The 20,827-nt window shown below is 50.0% G+C and carries 20 protein-coding genes; 10 read left to right on the top strand and 10 right to left on the bottom strand.

The window, feature by feature from the left end:
- Window positions 1-93: 93 nt before the first annotated feature.
- From BCM14_RS01970 to BCM14_RS02015, 10 genes are all read left to right on the top strand, one after another.
- Complete coding sequence (locus BCM14_RS01970; protein WP_106226323.1) at window positions 94-504, top strand: cupin domain-containing protein; 411 nt, start codon at window positions 94-96, stop codon at window positions 502-504.
- A gap of 3 nt (window positions 505-507) precedes the next feature.
- Complete coding sequence (locus BCM14_RS01975) at window positions 508-1,515, top strand: Bug family tripartite tricarboxylate transporter substrate binding protein (RefSeq protein WP_106226324.1); 1,008 nt, start codon at window positions 508-510, stop codon at window positions 1,513-1,515.
- A complete protein-coding gene (locus BCM14_RS01980; RefSeq protein WP_106226325.1) occupies window positions 1,515-2,339 on the top strand; it encodes an NRDE family protein in 825 nt (274 codons plus the stop codon). Before BCM14_RS01975 ends, BCM14_RS01980 begins: the two co-directional genes overlap by 1 nt.
- A 66-nt stretch (window positions 2,340-2,405) precedes the next feature.
- Window positions 2,406-2,732: an ArsR/SmtB family transcription factor gene (locus tag BCM14_RS01985; protein ID WP_106226326.1), complete on the top strand. Its 327-nt coding sequence runs from the start codon at window positions 2,406-2,408 to the stop codon at window positions 2,730-2,732.
- Window positions 2,729-3,394 carry an aquaporin gene (locus BCM14_RS01990; protein ID WP_106226327.1) on the top strand — a complete coding sequence of 222 codons (666 nt, stop codon included), beginning with the start codon at window positions 2,729-2,731 and terminating at the stop codon, window positions 3,392-3,394. The genes BCM14_RS01985 and BCM14_RS01990 overlap by 4 nt, the downstream gene beginning before the upstream one ends.
- 5 nt (window positions 3,395-3,399) lie before the next feature.
- Window positions 3,400-3,825 (top strand): arsenate reductase (glutaredoxin), encoded by a 426-nt coding sequence (gene arsC, locus BCM14_RS01995; RefSeq protein WP_106226328.1) that lies wholly within the window; start codon window positions 3,400-3,402, stop codon window positions 3,823-3,825.
- A gap of 105 nt (window positions 3,826-3,930) precedes the next feature.
- Window positions 3,931-4,653, top strand: coding sequence for a translesion DNA synthesis-associated protein ImuA (gene imuA / locus BCM14_RS02000; protein ID WP_106226329.1), 723 nt, complete (start codon window positions 3,931-3,933; stop codon window positions 4,651-4,653).
- On the top strand, window positions 4,574-6,049 hold the full coding sequence (locus BCM14_RS02005) for a Y-family DNA polymerase (RefSeq protein WP_259673377.1): 1,476 nt from the start codon (window positions 4,574-4,576) through the stop codon (window positions 6,047-6,049). Before imuA ends, BCM14_RS02005 begins: the two co-directional genes overlap by 80 nt.
- A 26-nt stretch (window positions 6,050-6,075) precedes the next feature.
- Entirely contained in the window at window positions 6,076-9,201 is a 3,126-nt protein-coding gene (locus BCM14_RS02010; RefSeq protein ID WP_106226994.1) for an error-prone DNA polymerase, read from the top strand.
- A gap of 98 nt (window positions 9,202-9,299) precedes the next feature.
- Window positions 9,300-9,755, top strand: coding sequence for a GatB/YqeY domain-containing protein (locus BCM14_RS02015; protein WP_106226331.1), 456 nt, complete (start codon window positions 9,300-9,302; stop codon window positions 9,753-9,755).
- Between the two features lie 33 nt (window positions 9,756-9,788).
- Here BCM14_RS02015 and BCM14_RS02020 read toward each other — a convergent pair whose 3' ends face one another.
- The 10 genes from BCM14_RS02020 to glnA form a co-directional block, all read right to left on the bottom strand.
- The gene (locus tag BCM14_RS02020; protein WP_106226332.1) at window positions 9,789-10,214 is read right to left on the bottom strand and encodes a PaaI family thioesterase; all 426 of its coding nucleotides are present in this window, start codon (window positions 10,212-10,214) and stop codon (window positions 9,789-9,791) included.
- Window positions 10,211-11,308 (bottom strand): tartrate dehydrogenase, encoded by a 1,098-nt coding sequence (locus BCM14_RS02025; protein ID WP_106226333.1) that lies wholly within the window; start codon window positions 11,306-11,308, stop codon window positions 10,211-10,213. The genes BCM14_RS02020 and BCM14_RS02025 overlap by 4 nt, the downstream gene beginning before the upstream one ends.
- Window positions 11,309-11,394: 86 nt before the next feature.
- Window positions 11,395-12,231: a pyrroline-5-carboxylate reductase gene (gene proC / locus BCM14_RS02030; RefSeq protein WP_106226334.1), complete on the bottom strand. Its 837-nt coding sequence runs from the start codon at window positions 12,229-12,231 to the stop codon at window positions 11,395-11,397.
- Window positions 12,232-12,237: 6 nt separating this feature from the next.
- On the bottom strand, window positions 12,238-13,116 hold the full coding sequence (ubiA, locus tag BCM14_RS02035) for a 4-hydroxybenzoate octaprenyltransferase (RefSeq protein WP_106226335.1): 879 nt from the start codon (window positions 13,114-13,116) through the stop codon (window positions 12,238-12,240).
- Window positions 13,117-13,120: 4 nt separating this feature from the next.
- A complete protein-coding gene (locus tag BCM14_RS02040) occupies window positions 13,121-14,065 on the bottom strand; it encodes a LysR substrate-binding domain-containing protein (protein WP_106226336.1) in 945 nt (314 codons plus the stop codon).
- Between the two features lie 21 nt (window positions 14,066-14,086).
- Window positions 14,087-16,177, bottom strand: a complete 2,091-nt coding sequence (recG, locus tag BCM14_RS02045; protein ID WP_106226337.1) for an ATP-dependent DNA helicase RecG — start codon at window positions 16,175-16,177, stop codon at window positions 14,087-14,089.
- Window positions 16,178-16,199: 22 nt separating this feature from the next.
- Complete coding sequence (locus tag BCM14_RS02050; protein ID WP_106226338.1) at window positions 16,200-16,586, bottom strand: Rid family detoxifying hydrolase; 387 nt, start codon at window positions 16,584-16,586, stop codon at window positions 16,200-16,202.
- Window positions 16,587-16,659: 73 nt separating this feature from the next.
- Entirely contained in the window at window positions 16,660-18,126 is a 1,467-nt protein-coding gene (ntrC, locus tag BCM14_RS02055) for a nitrogen regulation protein NR(I) (RefSeq protein ID WP_106226339.1), read from the bottom strand.
- Between the two features lie 3 nt (window positions 18,127-18,129).
- A complete protein-coding gene (glnL, locus tag BCM14_RS02060; protein ID WP_106226340.1) occupies window positions 18,130-19,179 on the bottom strand; it encodes a nitrogen regulation protein NR(II) in 1,050 nt (349 codons plus the stop codon).
- Between the two features lie 49 nt (window positions 19,180-19,228).
- Window positions 19,229-20,641: a type I glutamate--ammonia ligase gene (gene glnA / locus BCM14_RS02065; protein ID WP_106226341.1), complete on the bottom strand. Its 1,413-nt coding sequence runs from the start codon at window positions 20,639-20,641 to the stop codon at window positions 19,229-19,231.
- Window positions 20,642-20,827 lie beyond the last annotated feature (186 nt).

Consider the following 20,827-nt stretch of genomic DNA (forward strand, 5'->3'; position numbering starts at 1 on the left):
CGCGGATTACTGCGCACGCCCTGTCAAGCAAGGTAACGAGGGCAACTATATGTAAAATCCAGCACCGAGAATAATTATGTTGAGGACAGCACAATGACGGTTGGCTCGATTCCCGCACCGAAGTGGTTGATAAAAGAAGCAAATGTGACTGGCTATCACCCCGCCAACCATACCGGCACCTTGAATAAACGACTGATCAGTCAAGAGACGGTGGGAGCCAAGCATGTTGAAGTGTTGCTCGGGGTGATTGAGAAAAATCAAGGTGCGCTACCCCACGCGCACCCAGGTATCGAACAGGTTTGCTATTTGTTAAGTGGCACGGCACGTGCATCAGTAAGTGGTGAAAGTGCGGATATGGTTGCTGGTGATTGTTGTTTTCTGCCACCGGATCTACCTCACTCTTTTGTAGTAACCAGCGATGAACCGGCCAGAGTGCTAGTGATCTATTCTCCTCCGTACGAGGAATCTCCTGAGCGAGTTATTCGTCATTTTCCCAAGGATTAAATTATGTCGTTTTTTGGTTCGTCTTCACGTCGTCGTTTAGTCCATGGGTTAGTCCATTCAGCCGTAGTGATCGCCGTCGCTTGCCTGAGTCCGGCATTGACTCATGCCGCCGATGCTACTTTTCCCAACCGCCCCATCACGCTGGTTGTGCCTTTCCCTGCCGGCTCAGGTACAGACGCCATTACACGAATCGTGGCAACCGAACTAATCGGCGTACTCGGTCAACCAGTGATTGTGGAGAACAAAGCTGGTGGCAATGCCACCATCGGTGCGCAGTACGTCGCCAGAGCCAAGCCGGATGGCTACACCTTGTTGGTAGCAACCAATACCCCTTTGTCCGCAGCACCGTGGTTAATGAAGTCGGTGCCTTACGACGCGATCAAAGATTTCACACCTGTGGCACGTGGAGGCAATCTGCCATTTATGTTGGTGATCAATCCAAAGTTACCCGTGCAATCGGTTCAGGATCTGGTGGCATTGGCTAAAAAAAGCCCTGGCAAAATGAATTACGCATCGGGTAACAGCACTGGGATCGTTGCTGGAGCCACACTTGGTTCACGCGCGGGTATTGACGTCGTTCACGTGCCTTACAAAGGAACCCCTCAGGCAATGACTGACGTCATTGGCGGACAAGTGGACTTTATGTTCACGGACTTTGCCTCAGGTGCACCGTTTGTTAAGAGTGGCCAAATGAGAGCGCTGTCAGTATCGTCGGCGGCACGCAGCGCCCTGGCACCTGACCTGTCCTCAATGCTTGAAGGGGGCGTAAAGGACTTCGACCTCGTGTCATGGAATGGTTACGTTGGTCCGGCCGGGATGCCTGCAGATGTTGTTGCAAAATTAAATGCAGCGTTCGTTCACGTCCTGAGCAAACCTGAAGTGAAAGCCAGACTGGCTGATCTTGGGTTTGACGCCTTCAGTGGCTCTCAGCCAGAGTTTGCAAAGTTCGTGGCCGATCAACTGGTGCTCTGGGGTGAGCTGATCAAAGGCGCTGGCATTCAGCCTGAATAATGTGCCTAGCAGTCATCGCCTACCGAATTTCAGAGAAATGGCCTTTGGTCATCGTGACCAACCGGGATGAGTTTCACGCAAGAGACGCCATCCCTGTTGGCCCCTGGACTGACCACCCTTCGATTATCGCTGGTCGCGACGTCACGGGCGGTGGAACCTGGTTGGGACTAAGCACCAAGGGCCGGATTGCCTTACTCACTAATGTTCGTGAGCCAGGTCGTCACATCCCCGACGCACCGACACGTGGCCAGTTAACTGAGCGCTTTTTGCTGGCTGACGAAGCGCCGGCAGATCATGCCCTGTCACTTCAAACTGTTATTGATCGCTATAACGGTTTCAATTTATTGATCGGTCACGTTAATGAACTTTGGTATGTATCCAATCGTTCAAGTCGCTCGCCTCACAAGCTTGATCCCGGTATTTATGGCTTATCCAACGCTGAACTGCAGACGCCCTGGCCTAAGCTCATCAAGACTCGAGATGCTGTTGCCACGCACCTTAAATCTTTATCTTCGACCAATCCCGATCCGGATCATCAGTTTTTGTTTGACATCATGAATGATCGCCAAGCTCCCCCAGATGATCAACTCCCCTTGACGGGTGTGGGGATAGAACGCGAAAGAATGCTGGGTAGCCCTTTTATTAAGAGCGAAACTTATGGCACACGTTGTACGACCGCTGTTATGTTTCGGCAAGATGGTACGGCGTGGGTGTTCGAGCGGACGTTTGATCCTGATGGGCAGGTGATCGGATCGGCTGAGTGGTGTGTTGATACCCAGACAGAACGGATAGAGTTACCTTCTGTAAATACCAATCAGTCTTGAGTGGTAAGGCTACCAACTCTTTAAAAACTCATCTTTTTATTTCAATAATTCAAATATAATTGAAATATGAAATCAAAAAATGCGATCTCTGCCCTCCTTGCACTGGCTCAAGAATCTCGTCTTGTGATTTTCCGTACCTTGGTTCAAGTCGGACCAAGCGGAATGTCGGCTGGCAAAATCGGGCAAGTAACCGAAATTGCACCTTCTTCTATCTCTTTTCACATGAAAGAACTTGTCAACGCTGAGATGGTGACAGCTCGCAAAGACGGACGTTTCATCATTTATACCGCCAACTTCGACACCATGAGCGAGCTCATCGCTTTTCTCACTGAAAATTGTTGTGGTGGTAATCCCTGTTTATCAACCAGTACACAAACTTGCGTGACCATATGATCACAACATTCAACAAACTGTTATCAGAAGCACTGGGAACCTGCTTACTATTGGCGGTGGTGATTGGCTCTGGGGTCATGGCACAACGTCTGTGCGGGGGTAATGATGGATTGGCGCTGCTGGCCAACACGCTAGCCACGGTCGGAGGACTCTATATTTTGATCGAAGTGTTCGGCCCCACAAGTGGCGCGCATTTCAATCCCGTTGTTTCTATGGTCATGGTGTACAGAGGCACTTTGCATCGCAATTTACTCTTACCTTATCTCGCAGCCCAGCTTGTTGGCGCAATGCTAGGTGCCTGGCTTGTACATGGCATGTTCGATATGAGCATTCTGCAATTTTCGACCAAGGTTCGCACCGGAACGGGACAGTGGATTGCAGAAGCAGTTGCCACGTGTGGTTTGTTACTAGTTATCCTGCGTGCGCCAAGCGCCCGTGTTGCGGCAATGGTTGCCGCCTATATTGGTGCTGCTTATTGGTTTACGGCATCCACTTCCTTTGCTAACCCTGCTGCGGTCTTCGGTCGCATGTTTAGCGACAGTTTTGCGGGGATTGCGCCAAGTAGCGCCTTGGGCTTTGTTTTTGCTGAGATTGCTGGGGCGTGCATTGCGCTGGGGTTGCATGGTGCACTGGGCAAATCATCGATGAACCTTGAGGAGTAAACACCATGAACAACATCACGATTTATCACAACCCTGCTTGCGGCACATCGAGAAACACGCTTGCTCTGATTAAGCATGCAGGGCTCGAACCAACTGTCATCGAATATCTTAAAACGCCACCTACCAAGCAAAGATTGATCGAACTCGTTGAGGCGATGAAGATACCAGTACGGGCTTTGTTGCGCGAAAAGGGCACGCCGTATGCGGAATTAAAACTTGGCGACTCATCTTGGTCGGATGATCAATTGCTGGATTTCATGATGCAGCAGCCCATTCTGATCAATCGGCCGATTGTGGTCACACCTCTAGGGGTCAGGCTTTGTCGACCGTCTGAGGCAGTATTAGCGCTGCTACCAGTGCCAAAGCTTGAGCCGTTTACTAAAGAAGATGGCGAAGTCATTATTGATACGGGTGCCAGGCAAAATAACTAAATCATTGCCACGTCACGAAACAATAGCGACCAGACAAATCTAGAGCAGGTAACAAAAAGTCACTATATACTGTATATTTATACAGTATAACTACGTTGACTTTTAATGCTGATCCAACCTGAAACTATCCACCCCGCCCTGTGGCGCGGCGCTCAAATGAGCCGCGTCGTGGGGCCATGCATCAGTACGGGTTACGCAGATCTTGACGCATCTCTGCCAGGGGGCGGTTGGCCTCAAGGCAATCTGATTGATTTGCTCCTTGCACAACCAGGCATCGGCGAAATGCGCCTGCTTCAACCCATGCTTCAGCAATTGCTAGCCAAGCAGTCTGACGCGTGTCCGGTGATTTTGCTCAATCCACCTTATGAACCTAATGCAATATGTTGGGCTAAATGGCAGTTGCCAACTGACCGCCTGCTATTGATTCGGGCGCGTAAGCCTAAAGACTCGGCGTGGATTGCCGAGCAGATTCTTCGCAGCAATCATTGCGCGGCACTCTTGTGCTGGTTAGACCCTATCCGTCAGGCTGATTTACGCAGATTGCATTTATTAGCTCAAGGCACTGAGAGCTTGTTTTTGACGTTCAGGCCCATGACGACGAAGGATCAAGCTTCACCTGCCCCGCTGCGTTTAAGTCTTCACGCCATTTTTGATGGCCTTGAAATATCTGTCTTCAAACGGCGTGGCCCTGTTCTCAAACAAATTGTGCGTCTAAATTGGTATGGCACAGATAAACCCCAAATCCCTGGTGACAGATCTCTGGATCGCTCTACGCCTCAGCGCGCCCAGTCTGAGCGTCTGGCGGCTGCACTGGCTCATCGAGCCTGAGATTGCAGCCGTCATCGACAATGGCGCAGTGTTGACGTGCACCTCAGGCGCTTATGCAGCGGGAGTGCGTATTGGCATGCGCCGTGCAAGTGCTATCGGTATCGCACAAAATTGTGTGATGCTTGATCGGGACCCGCAGGCTGAACAAGCTTTATTGGATACCCTTGCCCAGATTGCTTTGCGTTATACGCCTTGCGTGGTGCAGCACGTGAATCACACGATATTGCTTGATATCGCTGGCAGTGTGAATCTGTTTGGTGGCGTGCGCGCCTTATTCAATCGCTTGAACAAAGATATCAATGCTTCACGCTTGCGTGTGGCGACGAGTCTCGCACCGAGCGCAATGGGGGCATGGTTACTGGCACAACCCAAGCAACCATCGTTGCGTCGTTTTTTAAAAATGTCCAAGCTGCATCGTGCGCTCGATCAAATGACTTGCGCACGAATACCTGAAGCATTGCCTTATCTAGTGTGGTTGACCAACATAGGTTGTCACACACTGGGGCAACTACGTCAACTGCCTCGCGCAGGACTCAAACGTCGCTCGAGTCTCAAGTTACTCAATGAGCTCGATCAGATTTATGGGCAAGCGGTTTTCCCTTATCAACCTTATGTTGCTCCTGAGCATTTTCAACAGAAAATTGATCTCATGGATCGTGCTGAAAATACCGCCGCCATTCAAAGCGTTGTTGAAGTCATGCTGGGTAATTTGTGTATTTGGTTGGCAGCCAAGCAATCTGCAATCCTAAGGCTTAAATTCATTTTTTATCACGAGCGATATCGACAAGCGGATTCATCAAGCGAATTAATCTTATCAATAGCTGAACCGGCTTGGCTAGTGGCTCATTTGTTAAAGCTACTCAAAGAACAATTAGCCAAACATAGCTTCGATTCGCCTGCGGTGGGGATCGAATTGGTCAGTGTTGAACTGTCAGCGCTACCGGCAGGCAATGGCTTGCTTTTTGCAGATAAACGTCGTCAATCTGCTGAGTTGAGTCGTTTGCTGGATTTGATTGCCATGCGGATTGAAGCAAATAACGTCTTGAGCCCAAACTTAGTCAATGACTATCGTCCAGAGATCGCAAATCGATGGAACGCTTATCGCAGTCAAAAATCGATCAAACACGAGGCATCAAAACCGGAGACTCATACAGACACACCTTTCTGGCTTTTAGCAAAACCACTTGCGCTTTCTATTAAACAGGATCGCCCTGTTGTCGGTATGCCACTACAACTCATACAAGGACCTGAACGTATTGAATCAGGTTGGTGGGATGCGCCGTTAACTGCACGGGATTACTTTGTCGCACAAGACACACAGGGAATTCGCTACTGGCTTTATCGCGAACGGGATACAGACCCTGTGCGGTGGTTTTTGCATGGTTTGTTCGCCTGAATTACCCAGGCCAGGTGAAGCTTGTGATAACAGATCGTTTACCCGGTTATGCAGAGTTGCATTGCGCAAGTTATTTTTCTTTTTTGCGAGGTGCGTCTTCGCCAGAAAGTCTGGTGACGCAAGCAGCTGCACTAGGTTATCACGCGCTTGCAATAACCGATGAGTGTTCAATGGCAGGTATTGTACGCGCGCATACTGAAGCGAAAAAGTACGATCTGCCCTTAATCATCGGGACCGAGCTCAGGTTAAATCGTCGTGAGAATACGTCACAGGTATTTTGCAGGATTATTCTCTTGGCACAAAACCGTGAAGGCTACGGCAACTTGTGTGAATTGATTACGTTGGGCAGAAGACGGGCTGAGAAAGGCCATTACTTGCTGTATCCCGAAGATATTGAGGACCTTGCAGATTGTCTGGTGATTCTCGTCCCCTCACTTGGCCCTAATGAGCACGATCTTGAAGGATCGATGCGCTGGCTTGCTTGTCATTTCAAAAGATACGCATGGGTTGGTTTAACACGCTTACACCACGCACAAGAGCACGCATACCAAACCCGTATTCAAGAACTTGCCACACACAACGAATTAACTTGTGTCGCTGTTGGTCAAGTTGAAATGCATAAGCGTTCGCGAAAACCTTTGCATGATGTGTTAGCCGCTGTGCGTCTGCGCAAACCGGTTGCACAGTGCGGCTATGAACTGGCAATGAATGCCGAGCAACACTTGCGGCCTCGAATCCGACTAGCGAGCTTGTATTTACCGGCGTTAATGCTAGAGACAATTCGTATCGCCGAGCTGTGCAGTTTTTCTCTAGATGAGTTGCGTTATGAGTATCCAGAAGAAATTGTCCCCATTGGTCAAACTCTTGAATCCTATCTTAAAGAACAAACTTGGCTGGGGGCTACGCGTCGCTATCCAGAGGGCATCCCTGAGATCGTCGGTTCACAGCTGGTAAAAGAATTAGCGCTGATTAATGAGTTGCGCTATGAAGCTTATTTTTTGACGGTTTATGACTTGATTCTGTTTGCCCGTGAGCGCAAGATACTCTGCCAGGGGCGTGGCTCAGCTGCAAATTCAGCCGTCTGTTATTGCTTGGGGATTACTGAAGTAAATCCCGCTAATGGCAACGCCCTGTTCGAGCGATTTATCAGCCGTGAGCGCAATGAGCCACCTGACATTGATGTCGATTTTGAACACCAGCGACGAGAAGAAGTCATTCAGTATCTTTATCAGAAATATGGGCGTCACCGTGCCGCCTTGACTGCTGTCGTGACTTCGTACCGCCCGCGCAGTGCTTTGCGCGACACAGGGCGTGCGTTGAATATTGATCCCGATATTATCGATAAGGTTGCTAAATCCCACAAGTGGTGGGATGGCAAGACAGGGCTAATCGATCGCTTGGTTGAAGCGGGCTTGGATCGTGAATCTATCGTTACCTCTCAATGGGCTGAGCTTGCACAAGCCTTATTGGGATTTCCTCGGCACTTGTCGCAACATCCAGGTGGCTTTGTATTAGCAAAAGGTGCTCTGTCTCGTCTGGTGCCAATCGAAAATGCCGCCATGGCGGATCGCAGCGTTGTGCAGTGGGACAAAGATGATCTGGACGCAGTTGGGTTATTAAAAGTAGATGTGCTGGCGTTGGGTATGTTGACAGTAATCAGGCGAGCCTTGGCTTGGGTTGCCTGGCGTCGAAAGCTACCTAACTTCACGATGCAAGATATCCAGGATAACGACCCTGCCACCTTTAGTATGATTTGCCAGGCTGATACTGTCGGGGTATTCCAGATTGAGTCGCGTGCGCAAATGAGTATGTTGCCTCGACTCAAACCGGCCTGCTTCTATGATCTGGTGATTGAAGTAGCGATTGTCAGACCAGGCCCTATTCAGGGAGGCATGATCCATCCCTATCTGCGACGTCGACAAGGGCTTGAACCCGTCACGTATCCCAGCAAAGAGGTTGAGTCAGTGCTGAAGAGAACCTTGGGTGTGCCGATTTTTCAAGAACAAGTCATGAAGATCGCCATGGTTGCAGCGGGCTTTACGGCTGGTGAAGCTGATGCACTTCGTCGCTCAATGGCGGCCTGGCGACGTAAAGGTGGTGTGGATCAATTTCGGACTCGGCTCATCGATGGTTTGCTTGCGCGAGGCTACGAAAGCGTTTTTGCAGAAGCGATTTTCAGGCAGATTGAAGGCTTTGGTGAATATGGATTCCCTGAGAGTCATGCGGCCAGTTTTGCCTGGCTGGCTTATGTCAGTGCCTGGTTGAAATGCCATGAACCTGAAGCCTTTTTAGCAGCGTTACTGAATTCTCAGCCCATGGGATTTTATGCGCCTGCACAATTGATTCAAGATGCAAAGCGTCATGGGGTTGAGATTGATCCAGTCGACGTGCAATGTAGTGATTGGGATTGTCAGCTCGTTATCGGCCAACGCAAGCAAGACCAAGTGATTGTTCGACTAGGATTAAATCAAATATCAGGTTTGAAGCGAGATACAGCGCAGCGAATTGTCGAGGCACGCTCGCGCAGTAACTTTGCAGATCTGGCAGATCTGGCTAAACGTGCCGAGCTAGACGCTGCAGATTTGAAAACACTAGCACAAGCCGATGCACTGAAAAGCCTCAGTGGTCATCGTCATCAAGCATCCTGGGATGCGGCTGCTATTAAGCTTGAACAGGATTTGATGGGTAAAACTAGCATTGTCGAAACCGATGTGGTCTTATTGGAGGAACCCAGCGAAGCACAGAGTGTTGTTGCCGATTACCGCCATTTAGGCTTTACCTTAGGCCGTCACCCTGTCGCCTTGCTGCGCCCTGCTCTGCAAACGCTCAGATTCGCAACCGCTGGGATATTGGCAGACTATCCATCTGGTCGTTTGGCAAGAGCGTGCGGATTAGTAACCGTCAGGCAACGCCCGGGCACTGCTAAGGGGATTATTTTTGTCACCCTTGAGGACGAGACGGGGTGTGTCAATATTATCGTGCAGCCTGCGCTCGCCCTTCGCCAAAGACGCGAGCTTTTGCAATCGTCACTACTTGGTGTCATTGGCGTTTGGCAAAACACCCAGGGGGTCAGACACTTATTAGCAGGACGACTTGAGGATCAAACGGTGTTACTGGGACAACTCAGTACAGCAAGTCGTAACTTTCATTAATAACTAGCCACAATCCGAGCCGACCATCCATGCTAGGTCATCCACAGAGCCATTTATAATGCGAATTAAGCATAATTCTTTACATCACAAGGTCACTCATGTCAGAACTTAAAACACGTCTCGCTGATTCCGTTAAAGACGCCATGCGTGCAAAAGCCAGTGAGCGTCTCGGTACGCTTCGCTTGTTACAAGCAGCGATCAAACAGAAAGAAATCGACGAACGCAAAGATCTGACCGACGCAGAAATCACCACCATCATCGAGAAACAGATCAAACAACGTCGTGAGTCGATCGCCGCGTTTACGCAAGCAGGCAGAACTGAAACGGCTGCGCAAGAGACAGCTGAAATGGTTGTTTTGCAAGAGTTCTTACCGCAAGCTGCAACTGAGGAAGAAGTCGCAGCTGCCATTGATCAGGCTTTCGTACAGGTCCAAGCTGAGGGCGTAACAGGACCCGCTGCCATGGGAAAAGTCATGGCAATTTTGAAGCAAGCGTTGGCTGGGCGTGCCGACATGTCAGCCCTGTCTGGTCAAGTCAAGGCACGACTCGGTTAAGCCAAACTTACTTAGTAAGCTGGTTTACCGCGACTACTTGCTAACCTTGATAATTTTGAACGCACCCGACGCAGTGGCAACGACTTTGCCACTATCGTCACGTGCGACTGCTTCACAAAAGGCAATAGAACCGCCGCGACGCACACAACGCGCCTCGACCGTCATATCACCATCGCCTGGCTCAATAAAATTAGTCGACATACTGATGGTAGCCATGCCATACCCCACCGGGTCAATTGACCGTGCTGCGGCACTCAGCGTGAAATCAAACACGCTTAGAATAGCGCCGCCATGTATTTGCTGACGACTATTGTGCAGGCTCTCTTTGATTGGTAAGCGTGTGATCGCCGTATCGTTTTCACACAGTACGGGGATGACACCAAGCATCTCAAGATATGGGATATCAAACCCGAAATAAGAGACGTGGCCAGGTTTAGCTAAATTGGTTTGATTCTTCATTTTATTAGCTTGCTAATCGCTTCACCCATATCGGTCGTGTTTGATTTGCCACCTAAATCAGGGGTGTGTGGCCCTTGAATCAAGACAGTCTCAATGGCCTTAACGATCGCATTGTGCGCATCGAGATATGGCTTTTGCTCGGCTTCTGGCAAGCCTAATCCCAAATATTCAAGCATCAAGGCACCTGACCAGATCATGGCAACCGGATTTGCAATCTTCTTGCCATAGATGTCGGGGGCTGAGCCGTGAACAGGTTCAAACAACGAGGGAAATTTGCGGTCGGGATTCAGGTTGGCAGATGGCGCCAAACCGATCGTGCCGGTACAAGCTGGGCCCAGATCCGACAAGATATCGCCAAACAGATTTGAGGCAACGACCACATCAAAGCGATCAGGTTGCAAAACAAAACGAGCAGACAAGATATCAATGTGCTGCTTGTCTGTACTAATTTGTGGATACTGTTTGCCCATCTCGGCTGCACGTTCATCCCAATACGGCATGCTGATTGCGATACCGTTAGATTTGGTTGCAATCGTGACGTGTTTACGTGCGCGCCGGGTTGCCAATTCAAAAGCAAATTTCAACACACGATCAACACCGGTGCGGGTGAAGATGGATTCTTGTAAAACGATCTCGCGATCGGTACCTTCGAACATTTTGCCACCAACCGCTGAATATTCACCTTCAGTGTTTTCTCGAACAACAAAGAAATCAATATCGCCAGGCTTACGATTAGCAAGCGGGCAAGGTACGCCTTCAAACAACCTCACGGGCCGCAAGTTGATGTACTGGTCAAATTCACGTCGAAATTTAAGCAAAGAGCCATAGAGTGACACGTGATCTGGCACGATATCTGGCATACCTACCGCGCCAAAATAAATCGCATCGCAGGCCGACAGATGTGTCTTCCAGTCATCCGGCATCATTTTGCCAGTCTGGGTGTAGTAGTCGCATGATGCCCAATCAAAATGTTTGAATTCAAGATTGAGACCAAATTTAGCTGCGGCGACATCCAGGACACGCAGTCCCTCTGGCATGACTTCTTTACCAATACCATCACCAGCTAAGACTGCAATACGAAATGGGCGACTCATGGACAACTCTCCTGTGGTTTTTGTGATTATTTTCGATCTTAACCCTATCGAGCGGGTGTTATGTGGTTGTTTAGCGATTTCCAAATTCAAGACGAACCGAACTCCCGTGACAACTCCGCTGCCCGATGATCCGCTGCAGCCATTGCCTCTTGCACAATCGAAGAAAAATCACGCTTAACGAAAACATCCAGTGCCGCGGCGGTGGTACCGCCTTTGGAGGTGACACGTTCGCGTAAGGTGCCAGGATTTTCGGGTGACTCGGCAGCCAGTTTCGTAGCACCAGCTAAAGTAGCCAACGCTAAGGTTCTGGATTGATCATGACTAAGCCCTAACTTTTGGCCTCCCGCAATCAATGCCTCAATAAACAAAAACACATAGGCTGGTCCGCTACCTGACAGTGCGGTGACTGCATCAATCGACGCGTCACCGTCAACCCAGACGACCTGGCCGACTGAAGATAGCAAATGAGTGGCCGTGTTACGGTCATGCTCGCTGAGTTGCTTCGGTGCAGCCATGCCTGTAACCCCCGCAGCAACTAAAGCCGGGGTATTGGGCATGCAACGCACCACGCGGTGATGAGGGACACCTTCATTAGCCAACCAGGTTGACAGTGACGTGATTGAGATGCCCGCAGCAATGCTGATAACAAGAGTTTCCTGGCGCAGATATGCACCAGTTGTCTGAACTACTTCGCGCATTTGCTGAGGCTTGACAGCAAACATCCATACATCGAAACCAGACAATGTTGCATCGGCTGACACAAGAGTCTTTACGCCCCTCGCCTGCCATTTTTGCCTCAACGACTCGTCAATCTCAATCACCATTAAATGCGCTGGCGGACATCCTTGCGCAAGGAGACCTGAGGCCAACGCATTAGCCATATTGCCGCCACCAATCATCGCAACTTTAGGAAATGTCGACATATCTTCTCAAATGAGTTTAGGGAGTAAAACAGTTTGACCAAAGATGCCAGTAAAAACGGCAAAACCAAACCAGGTATTGTGTAAGAATGCTTTAAAACACGCCTCACGTTCTCGCTGATGAATCCAAGTCAAGTGCAAGATAGCGATACAGGCAGCTGCAAACAATCCCAGCCAGTAAGGCCATGCATAGTTCAGTAAATAACCACAATAAGCAAGCAAAACTAAGGTAATCAAATAGGATAGCGCAACCATGACGATATCCCATTGGCCAAACGTAATAGCCGAAGTCTTCAGGCCCAATCTAAGATCATCGTCGCGATCAACCATTGCATACTCAGTGTCATAGGCAATTGCCCAGAACACGTTAGCCAACAACATCAGCCATGCTACGGCTGGCACGCTGTCTGTCAGCGCCGCAAACCCCATTGGGATCCCGAACCCAAACGCGATCCCGAGATAGGCCTGAGGGATAGCAAAAAATCGCTTAAATAATGGATACGTACCCGCCACCAACACCGCCACAACGGACAGTTGAAGGGTTAATAAATTAAGTGGCAAAGTCAGTAAAAAGGCTGTGATCGCTAAGACGATCGCGACCAGCAGCGCCTCGCGTGGCTGGATCAAACCGCTCGTGAGCACCCTGCTCTCTGTCCGTTTCACGTGCTTGTCAACATCACGATCAAAATAGTCATTGATTGCGCAACCAGCTGATCTCATCAGTGCGGTACCAAGGAAAAAAATCACAAAAATGCTTAGAGGTGGCAAGCCGTCGGCACCAATAAATAATGCCCAAAGCGTTGGCCACAGCAGTAGCAAAATGCCAATAGGCTTATCCAAGCGCACTAGCTTGGCATAAAGCAACAACTTATTCGAAACCCAACTCATCAAATTAAACCTGTATTGGTAAATCGGACAGCATTTTCACGCCCTCTAGACCGCACTCAAAAATGGCTTTAACCAGCGACTCAATCGCAGCGACACGCGGAAAGCTCTTGCGCCAAACCATCACGACTCTTCTGTCGGGGACGGGCCGCTCAAAACTTACATACTTCATGAATTTACTGTTTTTATCATTGCCTAATATTGACGTGCTTGGCATCACTGTGATGCCGACGCCCGCTGCGACCATATGGCGAATGGTTTCAAGCGATGAGCCTTCAAAGGTTTTTTGTATCCCTTCACTAGCGGCCGAGAATCTGGATAACTCTGGGCATACCTCAAGCACCTGATCTCTAAAACAATGCCCATTACCAAGTAACAACATGGTTTGCTGTTTAAGATCACTTGCCGGGACCGCTCGGCGACCCGCCCATGGATGACTCGAAGGGACAGCCACCATAAATGGTTCGTCGTAAAGAGGTTGAATAGCGAGGCCGCTCTCAGGCAGGGGCAACGCCATGATGGCACAGTCGATTTCACCAAGTCTTAACAGCTCGATCAATCTGACCGTAAAGTTCTCTTGCAAGATCAAAGGCATTTGAGGGGTTTGCTCGATTTGCCTCGGTACGAGTTTAGGTAATAAATAAGGGCCAATTGTGTGAATCACACCTACTCGCAAAGCACCGGCTAAGGGATCATGGCCCAACCGGGCAATTTCTTTGAAGTTAACGCTTTCTTCAAGCACTTTTTGAGCTTGATCGACGAGCTGTTGACCAATATTGGTGACACCAATTTCGGATCCTCCTCGTTCAAAAATCGTGACCCCTAGCTCATCTTCAAGCTTTTTGATTGCAACCGAGAGTGTTGGCTGACTCACGAAGCAGGCTTCAGCGGCTCGGCCAAAATGTCTTTCACGCGCAACGGCGACAATGTACTTGAGTTCAGTTAGGGTCATGTAGCGGCCTCTTGTATTGCACTAACTTCGTAAAAAATCTTCACGACCACGCATCCAACGATGCAGATGCTGCTCGACGACTTGAGGGGAGGTCTTTCTGAGCTCTTGGGCAACGTCGCGAGCGACGCTAACCAAACCGCCATCTTCAGCTAAATCAGCAAACCTGAGTAAGGCAACACCAGACTGCCTTGCGCCCAGTAACTCACCTGGACCACGCAAATCGAGATCCCGTTGGGCAATTTCAAAGCCATCTTGACTTTCAAACATGGCGCGAAGCCTTGAACGTGCCAACTCAGATAACGGCGCCTGATAGAGCAAGACACAAACCGATTTGCTCTGCCCTCGACCTACTCGACCGCGAAGCTGATGCAATTGAGCTAAACCAAAGCGTTCGGCGTGTTCTATCACCATCAATGACGCAGTCGGTACGTCAACCCCCACTTCAATCACTGTCGTGGCAACGAGCACCTGAATCACGCCATCACGAAAATCTCTCATGACCGCGGCTTTCTCAGCAGACGACAAGCGGCCATGAACCAAGCCAACCGTAATACCAGTTAAAGCTTCTGAGAGGCTCGCCTGGGTGTCAACAGCGGTTTCAAGCTCAAGCGTCTCGCTCTCTTCGATCAAGGGGCAGACCCAGTAAGTCTGCTGACCACTTGTCGCAGCGTTAGCTATGTGCTGGATGACTTCATCACGCCTCGCGGCCGACAGCAATTTAGTCACGATAGGACTGCGACCTGGCGGCAAACCAATAATCGACGAAACCTCTAGGTCAGCGAAAAAAGTCATCGCGAGTGTTCGGGGAATAGGTGTCGCACTCATGGCAAGTTGATGAGGCACCAGATCAAGCTGATCTTTGGTCAGCCCTTCGCCTTTTCGTGACAACAGCAATCGTTGATTAACACCAAAGCGGTGCTGCTCGTCGACAATCGCCAAACCAAGATTTTCAAATTCAACCGTTTCTTGAATCAGCGCTTGCGTGCCCACAATCAGGCGCGCCTCGCCAGATTGGATTCTAAGCGTCGCCTCTCGCTTTGCCTTAGGGCTCAGACTACCTGTGAGCCAACAAATCGATACGCCCAGTGGTTCGCACCAAACTTTCATTTTTTGAAAGTGCTGCTCTGCCAAGATCTCTGTCGGCGCCATCACAGCGACCTGCACGCCGTTTTCTATAGCTTGCAAAGCAGCCATCGTGGCGACGATAGTTTTTCCGCTGCCAACGTCGCCTTGAAGCAATCGATACATTGGGTAGGTTTTACCTAAATCCTCAGAGATCTCAGCAATGACCGTATTCTGGGATTGCGTGAGTTCGAAGGGCAAGCTCTGTTTGAGTTTCTGTGTCAGTGACTGAGTCGATTCAAACAACTTGGGTAATGAGGGCGCTCGTTTACTGCGTCTGGCGTCGCGAGCCGCCGCAAGCGAAAGTTGCTGCGCCAAGAGTTCATCAAACTTCACCCTCATCCAAGCGGGATGAGTATGCTCAAGCAAAGCAGTCTCATCGTCATCTGGTTTGGGTGAATGCAGGACTGCAATCGCTTCTGCAAAGGGCATTAATTGCAAACGGGTAACTAAGTCATTGGGCAAAGTATCCGCAATATTCACTTGCGACAGTGCCTGAGTAATCGTCTTGCGTATCGTTGGTTGCGTCAAGCCTTCAGTTGAAGGATAGACAGGGGTTAAGACCGCGGGCAATGGACTACCTACGACTGTAAGACGCGGGTGAATGATCTCAAGGCCGTGATAACCGGCACGCACTTCACCCCGTATTCGCCAGCGTTTGCCTGGTTGCATTTGTTGATGCTGACTGGGATAAAACGTGAGCCAACGCAGGTTCAATGTGCCCGTGTCGTCTTCAACCACGGCAGTAAGCTGTCGGCGTGGTTTGAGCATGACATCAGAACGCACGACTGAGATCTCAATCTGAGCATTCATATTTGGGCGCAAGTCGGCAATAGACGAAATCCTCGTTTCATCCTCATACCGGAGCGGCAGGTGCAAAACAAAATCCTCGGGCGTTCTCAGTCCGAGTTTTTCAAACTTCTGTGCCGTCAGTGAGCCACCTGATACGATCGTTTTTTTCGACTTTGAGGCGGCTGTACGGGTCACCATGACAGGATTTGAGTTTAAGGATTTAGATGACAATCACCGCTTCGATTTCAAACTGTGCGCCTTTAGGCAAACTAGCAACGCCGACCGTTGAACGAGCTGGATAGGGCTGTGGCAGAGAGTCAGCCATGATCCCGTTGGCAATGCTGAACTGACCGAGATCGGTCAAAAACAAATTCAGTTTGACAATGCTAGCAAGCGATCCGCCTGCGGCTTCGATCACTGCAGCCATGTTGGCAAAGCTCTGCTTGACCTGATCTTCGAAACGATCAGAAATCATTTCACCTGTTGCTGGCACCAAGCCAATTTGGCCTGACAAATACACAGTCTTACCCGCTGGAGCAACGATCGCTTGCGAGTACGGGCCAACTGCTGCTGGTGCTGAGGCGGTGTGAACAACCGTTTTAGTCATGGCATATCCTTGTGTTAAAAAAATGACTATTGAATTTTACCTTTCAATAGCCATTTTTAAAAACACAAAATAATTATGCCCCGCTTTCAGTTGCGTCATCTACGGGATCAAGGCCCAGCTCCCTGAGCTTGCGGGTGATCGTGTTACGCCCCATACCCAAGCGCGACGCCGCTTCAACGCGGCGACCGCGACAGACCTCTAGTGAAGATTGCAGTAGCGTGCGCTCAAACTGATCCGTCAACGTGGACCAGATATCTCCCTCTGAGCGCGACAAACGCTCGGTCGCATCAATTGCCAGTAATTCCTGCCAAGTCATTGGACTGGCAGCTACCGCAACGGTGGGGCTCAGTTGATTGACAGGCAAACCGGCTGCACGGATTTCTGGTGGCAAATCTTCAGATTCAATCGTCTGGCCCGGGGCCATGACTGTTAACCAGTGGCAAAAATTCTCAAGCTGACGGACATTGCCCGGATAATCAAAGCTATACAGTGCTTTCAACGCTGCATCAGACAAACGTTTCGGAGCAACGCCTAGCGCTCTTGCGCTGACACCGAGAAAATGTTTGGCTAATTCTGGAATATCTTCAATGCGTTCACGCAGAGGTGGCAAACGCAATCTAATCACATTTAACCGATGAAACAAATCCTCACGGAACCTGCCTTGCAGCACACGCTCTTCTAGCGGTTGGTGGGTCGCCGCAACAATCCTCACGTCAACCTTAACAGGCTGTGCCCCACCGACTCGGTAAAACGTTCCGTCTGACAACACTCGCAACAAACGTGTCTGCAACTCAAAGGGCATATCCCCAATCTCGTCCAGAAACAACGTACCGCCAGCAGCCTCTTCAAATCGCCCTCGCCTCAGCGTATTCGCTCCAGTGAATGCGCCCCGCTCGTGGCCGAACAGCTCTGCTTCGAGCAGGTCGCGCGGGATAGCAGCCGTATTAATAGCAACGAACGGGCCTTTGGATCGAGCACCATGATTATGCAAAGCACGTGCGACCAGCTCTTTACCCGTGCCCGACTCTCCCGTGATTAACACTGTCACATTAGATTGGGCGAGTCTTCCAATGGCGCGAAATACTTCTTGCATCGAGACCGACGCGGATTGAGTTAGCATGCCCTTGTCGCTGACTTGACCGGACTCAACCACCTCTTGCGCGTCATCTGCCTGCTCTCTGCCCTCATTTACTGCACGACTGATGAGATTGACTGCATCGTTAATATCGAATGGCTTCGCCAGATAGTCAAATGCCCCCCCCTGAAAAGCAGCAACGGTGCTGTTTAAATCGCTAAAGGCCGTCATGATGATGACAGGTAGAGAGGGATACTTCTCTTTGATTTCCTTTAACAGCGTTAAGCCATCCATCCCTGGCATCCTGATGTCAGAGATCAGCGCCGCAGGCGTCTCTTCTTTAAGGGCATAGGACACGTCCTTGGCATTAGAAAAGCTGCGCGTCACGATACTTACTCTAGCAAGTGCTTTTTCAAGAACCCAACGAATCCCTTGATCATCATCAACTATCCAAACTGGCTTCATAAATCAAGGCTCCAAGGGTAATAACAATCGAAACTCGGTATGTCCGGGTCTAGAGTCAAATTCAATCACACCACCGTGTTGTTGCATAAAGTCTTGAGCAAGACTTAGGCCAAGTCCCGTTCCACCTTCTCGTCCAGTCACAAGTGGATGAAAAATACGATCTTGCAACTCGGCTGGAACACCCGGTCCATTGTCAATCACTGTCACGACGACGGCCAGCCGATGCTGTTTATGACGCAGCAACACCTGCCTGGCAATGCGGGTACGGATGGTGATGTGTGGTGAGCCCATTGCTGCAGTTTGCGTCAGCATCTGCGCTGCGTTTCTGACAACATTAAGTAAAGCCTGCATCAGCCGAGCGGGGTCTGCCTTGAGCTCTGGCATCGATGCGTCGTAATCTCGCTGCAACGCAATTTCTCTGAATTCAGCACGAACCAGCGCACAAACTCGTTCGCAAATCTCGTGGATATTAATACTCTGCCATTGGACAGGCATGCGTTGTGGCGCAGCGAGCCGGTCAACTAAGGCTTGCAAGCGATCGGCTTCAGAGATGATCACGCGTGTGTACTCGGTCAGAGCGGGATCAGGTAGTTCAGCTTCCAGCAACTGAGCAGCACCGCGCAAGCCTCCGAGCGGATTCTTCACCTCATGGGCCAGGTTTCTTAGCAACTCATGCTGAGTCTCGATCTCATCACCCAACCGCATGGATCGATCTACTAACAGCCTCTGCTCGACGTCCCGGATCTCAATCAATGCGGCCCAAGGTTGATTAACCAAGGCCAGTGAAGTGACTGCAACTTCGATCGTGTCAGAGCCACGCCTGACTGAAGCGAATTGACGACAATCAGGAACGAGGCCTGCACAGGCCTGACTGATGGTGTGTTCAAGAGCACTGTCTTGATCAAATAGAAAAAAAGCAGGTTGCCCGATGATGTGTCGGCGCGACCGTCCGAACATATCTTCGGAGGCGGAATTCGCTTCAACCACTTCTCCTGCCTCGTTAAGAAGCAGAACAGTGGTAGCGAGAAGTTCGAAAGCTTGTACGGAAATCATGGGAGTCGGGCCGGGCGGCCCGACCCCAAGTTTTTGTCAGCTACTCAAATTACAAGCTGTAATACATATCGAATTCCGCTGGATGCGTTGTGACACGCATACGCTGGACTTCCTGCATTTTGAGCTCAACATATGCATCCAGCATCGAATCGCTGAATACACCGCCACGAGTCAAGAACTCACGATCCTTGTTCAACTCTTCAAGTGCTTGCTCGAGTGAGCTGCAAACCGTTGGGATCTTTGCGTCCTCTTCTGGGGGCAAGTCATACAGATTTTTGTCAGCTGGATCGCCAGGGTGGATCTTGTTCTGCACACCATCCAGACCTGCCATCATCAGCGCTGAGAAGGCCAAATAGGGGTTAGCCAGTGGATCTGGGAAACGAGTTTCGATGCGACGTGCCTTAGGATTCGGCACATTAGGAATACGGATCGAAGCTGAACGGTTGCGGAACGAGTAGGCCAGTTTCACTGGAGCCTCAAAGTGAGGAACCAGACGCTTATAGGAATTCGTACCTGGGTTGGTGATTGCATTCAAAGCACGAGCATGTTTGATAATGCCGCCGATGTAGTACAGGGCAAAATCTGAGAGGCCAGCGTACTTGTCGCCAGCGAACAGGTTTTGACCGTCTTTCCAGATGGACTGGTGAACGTGCATACCCGAACCGTTGTCACCGACGATTGGCTTAGGCATGAAAGTTGCAGTTTTGCCGTAAGCGTGGGCAACGTTATGAACAACATATTTCAGGGTTTGGTTCCAGTCGGCACGTTTAACCAGCGTGTTGAACTTGGTACCGATTTCCATCTGACCCGCGCCAGCAACTTCGTGGTGATGAACTTCGACAGGAATGCCAAGTTCTTCGAGAACCATGGACATTTCAGAACGCATATCCTGGAACGAATCAACAGGAGGAACCGGAAAGTAACCGCCTTTGACTCGGGGACGATGCGCCAAGTTACCGCCTTCGTACTCAATCCCAGTTGACCATGCAGCTTCTTCAGATTTGATTTTGACAAAACAACCAGACATATTCACGTCCCAGGTCACGCCGTCAAACACGAAAAACTCTGGTTCTGGGCCGAAATAAGCCGTATCACCCAAACCGCTGGCTTTTAAATAAGCCTCAGCGCGCTTAGCCAAAGAGCGTGGATCACGGTCATAACCCTTACCATCCGAAGGCTCAATCACATCGCATGTCAGAATAATGGTTGACTCTTCACGAAAAGGATCCAGCTTCGCACTGTCCATGTCGGGCATGAGCATCATGTCTGAAGCCTCAATGCCTTTCCAGCCCATAATTGAGGAACCGTCAAATGCCTGACCTTCGCTCAGTTTTCCTTCGTCGATCTGGCTGACTGGGACAGAAATGTGCTGTTCTTTGCCAAGGGTGTCCGTAAAACGGAAGTCAACAAACTTGACCTCGTTTTCGGCAATCATTTTCATAACGTCTTGGGGGGTGCTCATGGTTGAGTGAACTCCGGAGTTAAAGAGATTTAAGTAATTGTCAGCTATCCAAAGCTGCCATGGATTTGGACATCTTCAGTTGAATATCAAGCAAATTTTGTGCCAGATCCCCCAACCTAGTCTGCCCCAATAGTGGACAACATCAAGCAACATTTTAGTGCACAGAAAATATTTTTCGCCCCATAA

Source organism: Jezberella montanilacus (assembly GCF_003003055.1).
GTDB classification, from domain to species: domain Bacteria; phylum Pseudomonadota; class Gammaproteobacteria; order Burkholderiales; family Burkholderiaceae_B; genus Zwartia; species Zwartia montanilacus.

Coding starts and splice junctions, on each gene's coding strand:
- BCM14_RS01970 (WP_106226323.1), top strand. CDS start 94: ATGACGGTTGGCTCGATTCCCGCACCGAAGTGGTTGATAAAAGAAGCA.
- BCM14_RS01975 (WP_106226324.1), top strand. CDS start 508: ATGTCGTTTTTTGGTTCGTCTTCACGTCGTCGTTTAGTCCATGGGTTA.
- BCM14_RS01980 (WP_106226325.1), top strand. CDS start 1,515: ATGTGCCTAGCAGTCATCGCCTACCGAATTTCAGAGAAATGGCCTTTG.
- BCM14_RS01985 (WP_106226326.1), top strand. CDS start 2,406: ATGAAATCAAAAAATGCGATCTCTGCCCTCCTTGCACTGGCTCAAGAA.
- BCM14_RS01990 (WP_106226327.1), top strand. CDS start 2,729: ATGATCACAACATTCAACAAACTGTTATCAGAAGCACTGGGAACCTGC.
- arsC (WP_106226328.1), top strand. CDS start 3,400: ATGAACAACATCACGATTTATCACAACCCTGCTTGCGGCACATCGAGA.
- imuA (WP_106226329.1), top strand. CDS start 3,931: ATGCTGATCCAACCTGAAACTATCCACCCCGCCCTGTGGCGCGGCGCT.
- BCM14_RS02015 (WP_106226331.1), top strand. CDS start 9,300: ATGTCAGAACTTAAAACACGTCTCGCTGATTCCGTTAAAGACGCCATG.
- BCM14_RS02020 (WP_106226332.1), bottom strand. CDS start 10,214: ATGAAGAATCAAACCAATTTAGCTAAACCTGGCCACGTCTCTTATTTC.
- BCM14_RS02025 (WP_106226333.1), bottom strand. CDS start 11,308: ATGAGTCGCCCATTTCGTATTGCAGTCTTAGCTGGTGATGGTATTGGT.
- proC (WP_106226334.1), bottom strand. CDS start 12,231: ATGTCGACATTTCCTAAAGTTGCGATGATTGGTGGCGGCAATATGGCT.
- ubiA (WP_106226335.1), bottom strand. CDS start 13,116: ATGAGTTGGGTTTCGAATAAGTTGTTGCTTTATGCCAAGCTAGTGCGC.
- BCM14_RS02040 (WP_106226336.1), bottom strand. CDS start 14,065: ATGACCCTAACTGAACTCAAGTACATTGTCGCCGTTGCGCGTGAAAGA.
- recG (WP_106226337.1), bottom strand. CDS start 16,177: ATGGTGACCCGTACAGCCGCCTCAAAGTCGAAAAAAACGATCGTATCA.
- BCM14_RS02050 (WP_106226338.1), bottom strand. CDS start 16,586: ATGACTAAAACGGTTGTTCACACCGCCTCAGCACCAGCAGCAGTTGGC.
- ntrC (WP_106226339.1), bottom strand. CDS start 18,126: ATGAAGCCAGTTTGGATAGTTGATGATGATCAAGGGATTCGTTGGGTT.
- glnL (WP_106226340.1), bottom strand. CDS start 19,179: ATGATTTCCGTACAAGCTTTCGAACTTCTCGCTACCACTGTTCTGCTT.
- glnA (WP_106226341.1), bottom strand. CDS start 20,641: ATGAGCACCCCCCAAGACGTTATGAAAATGATTGCCGAAAACGAGGTC.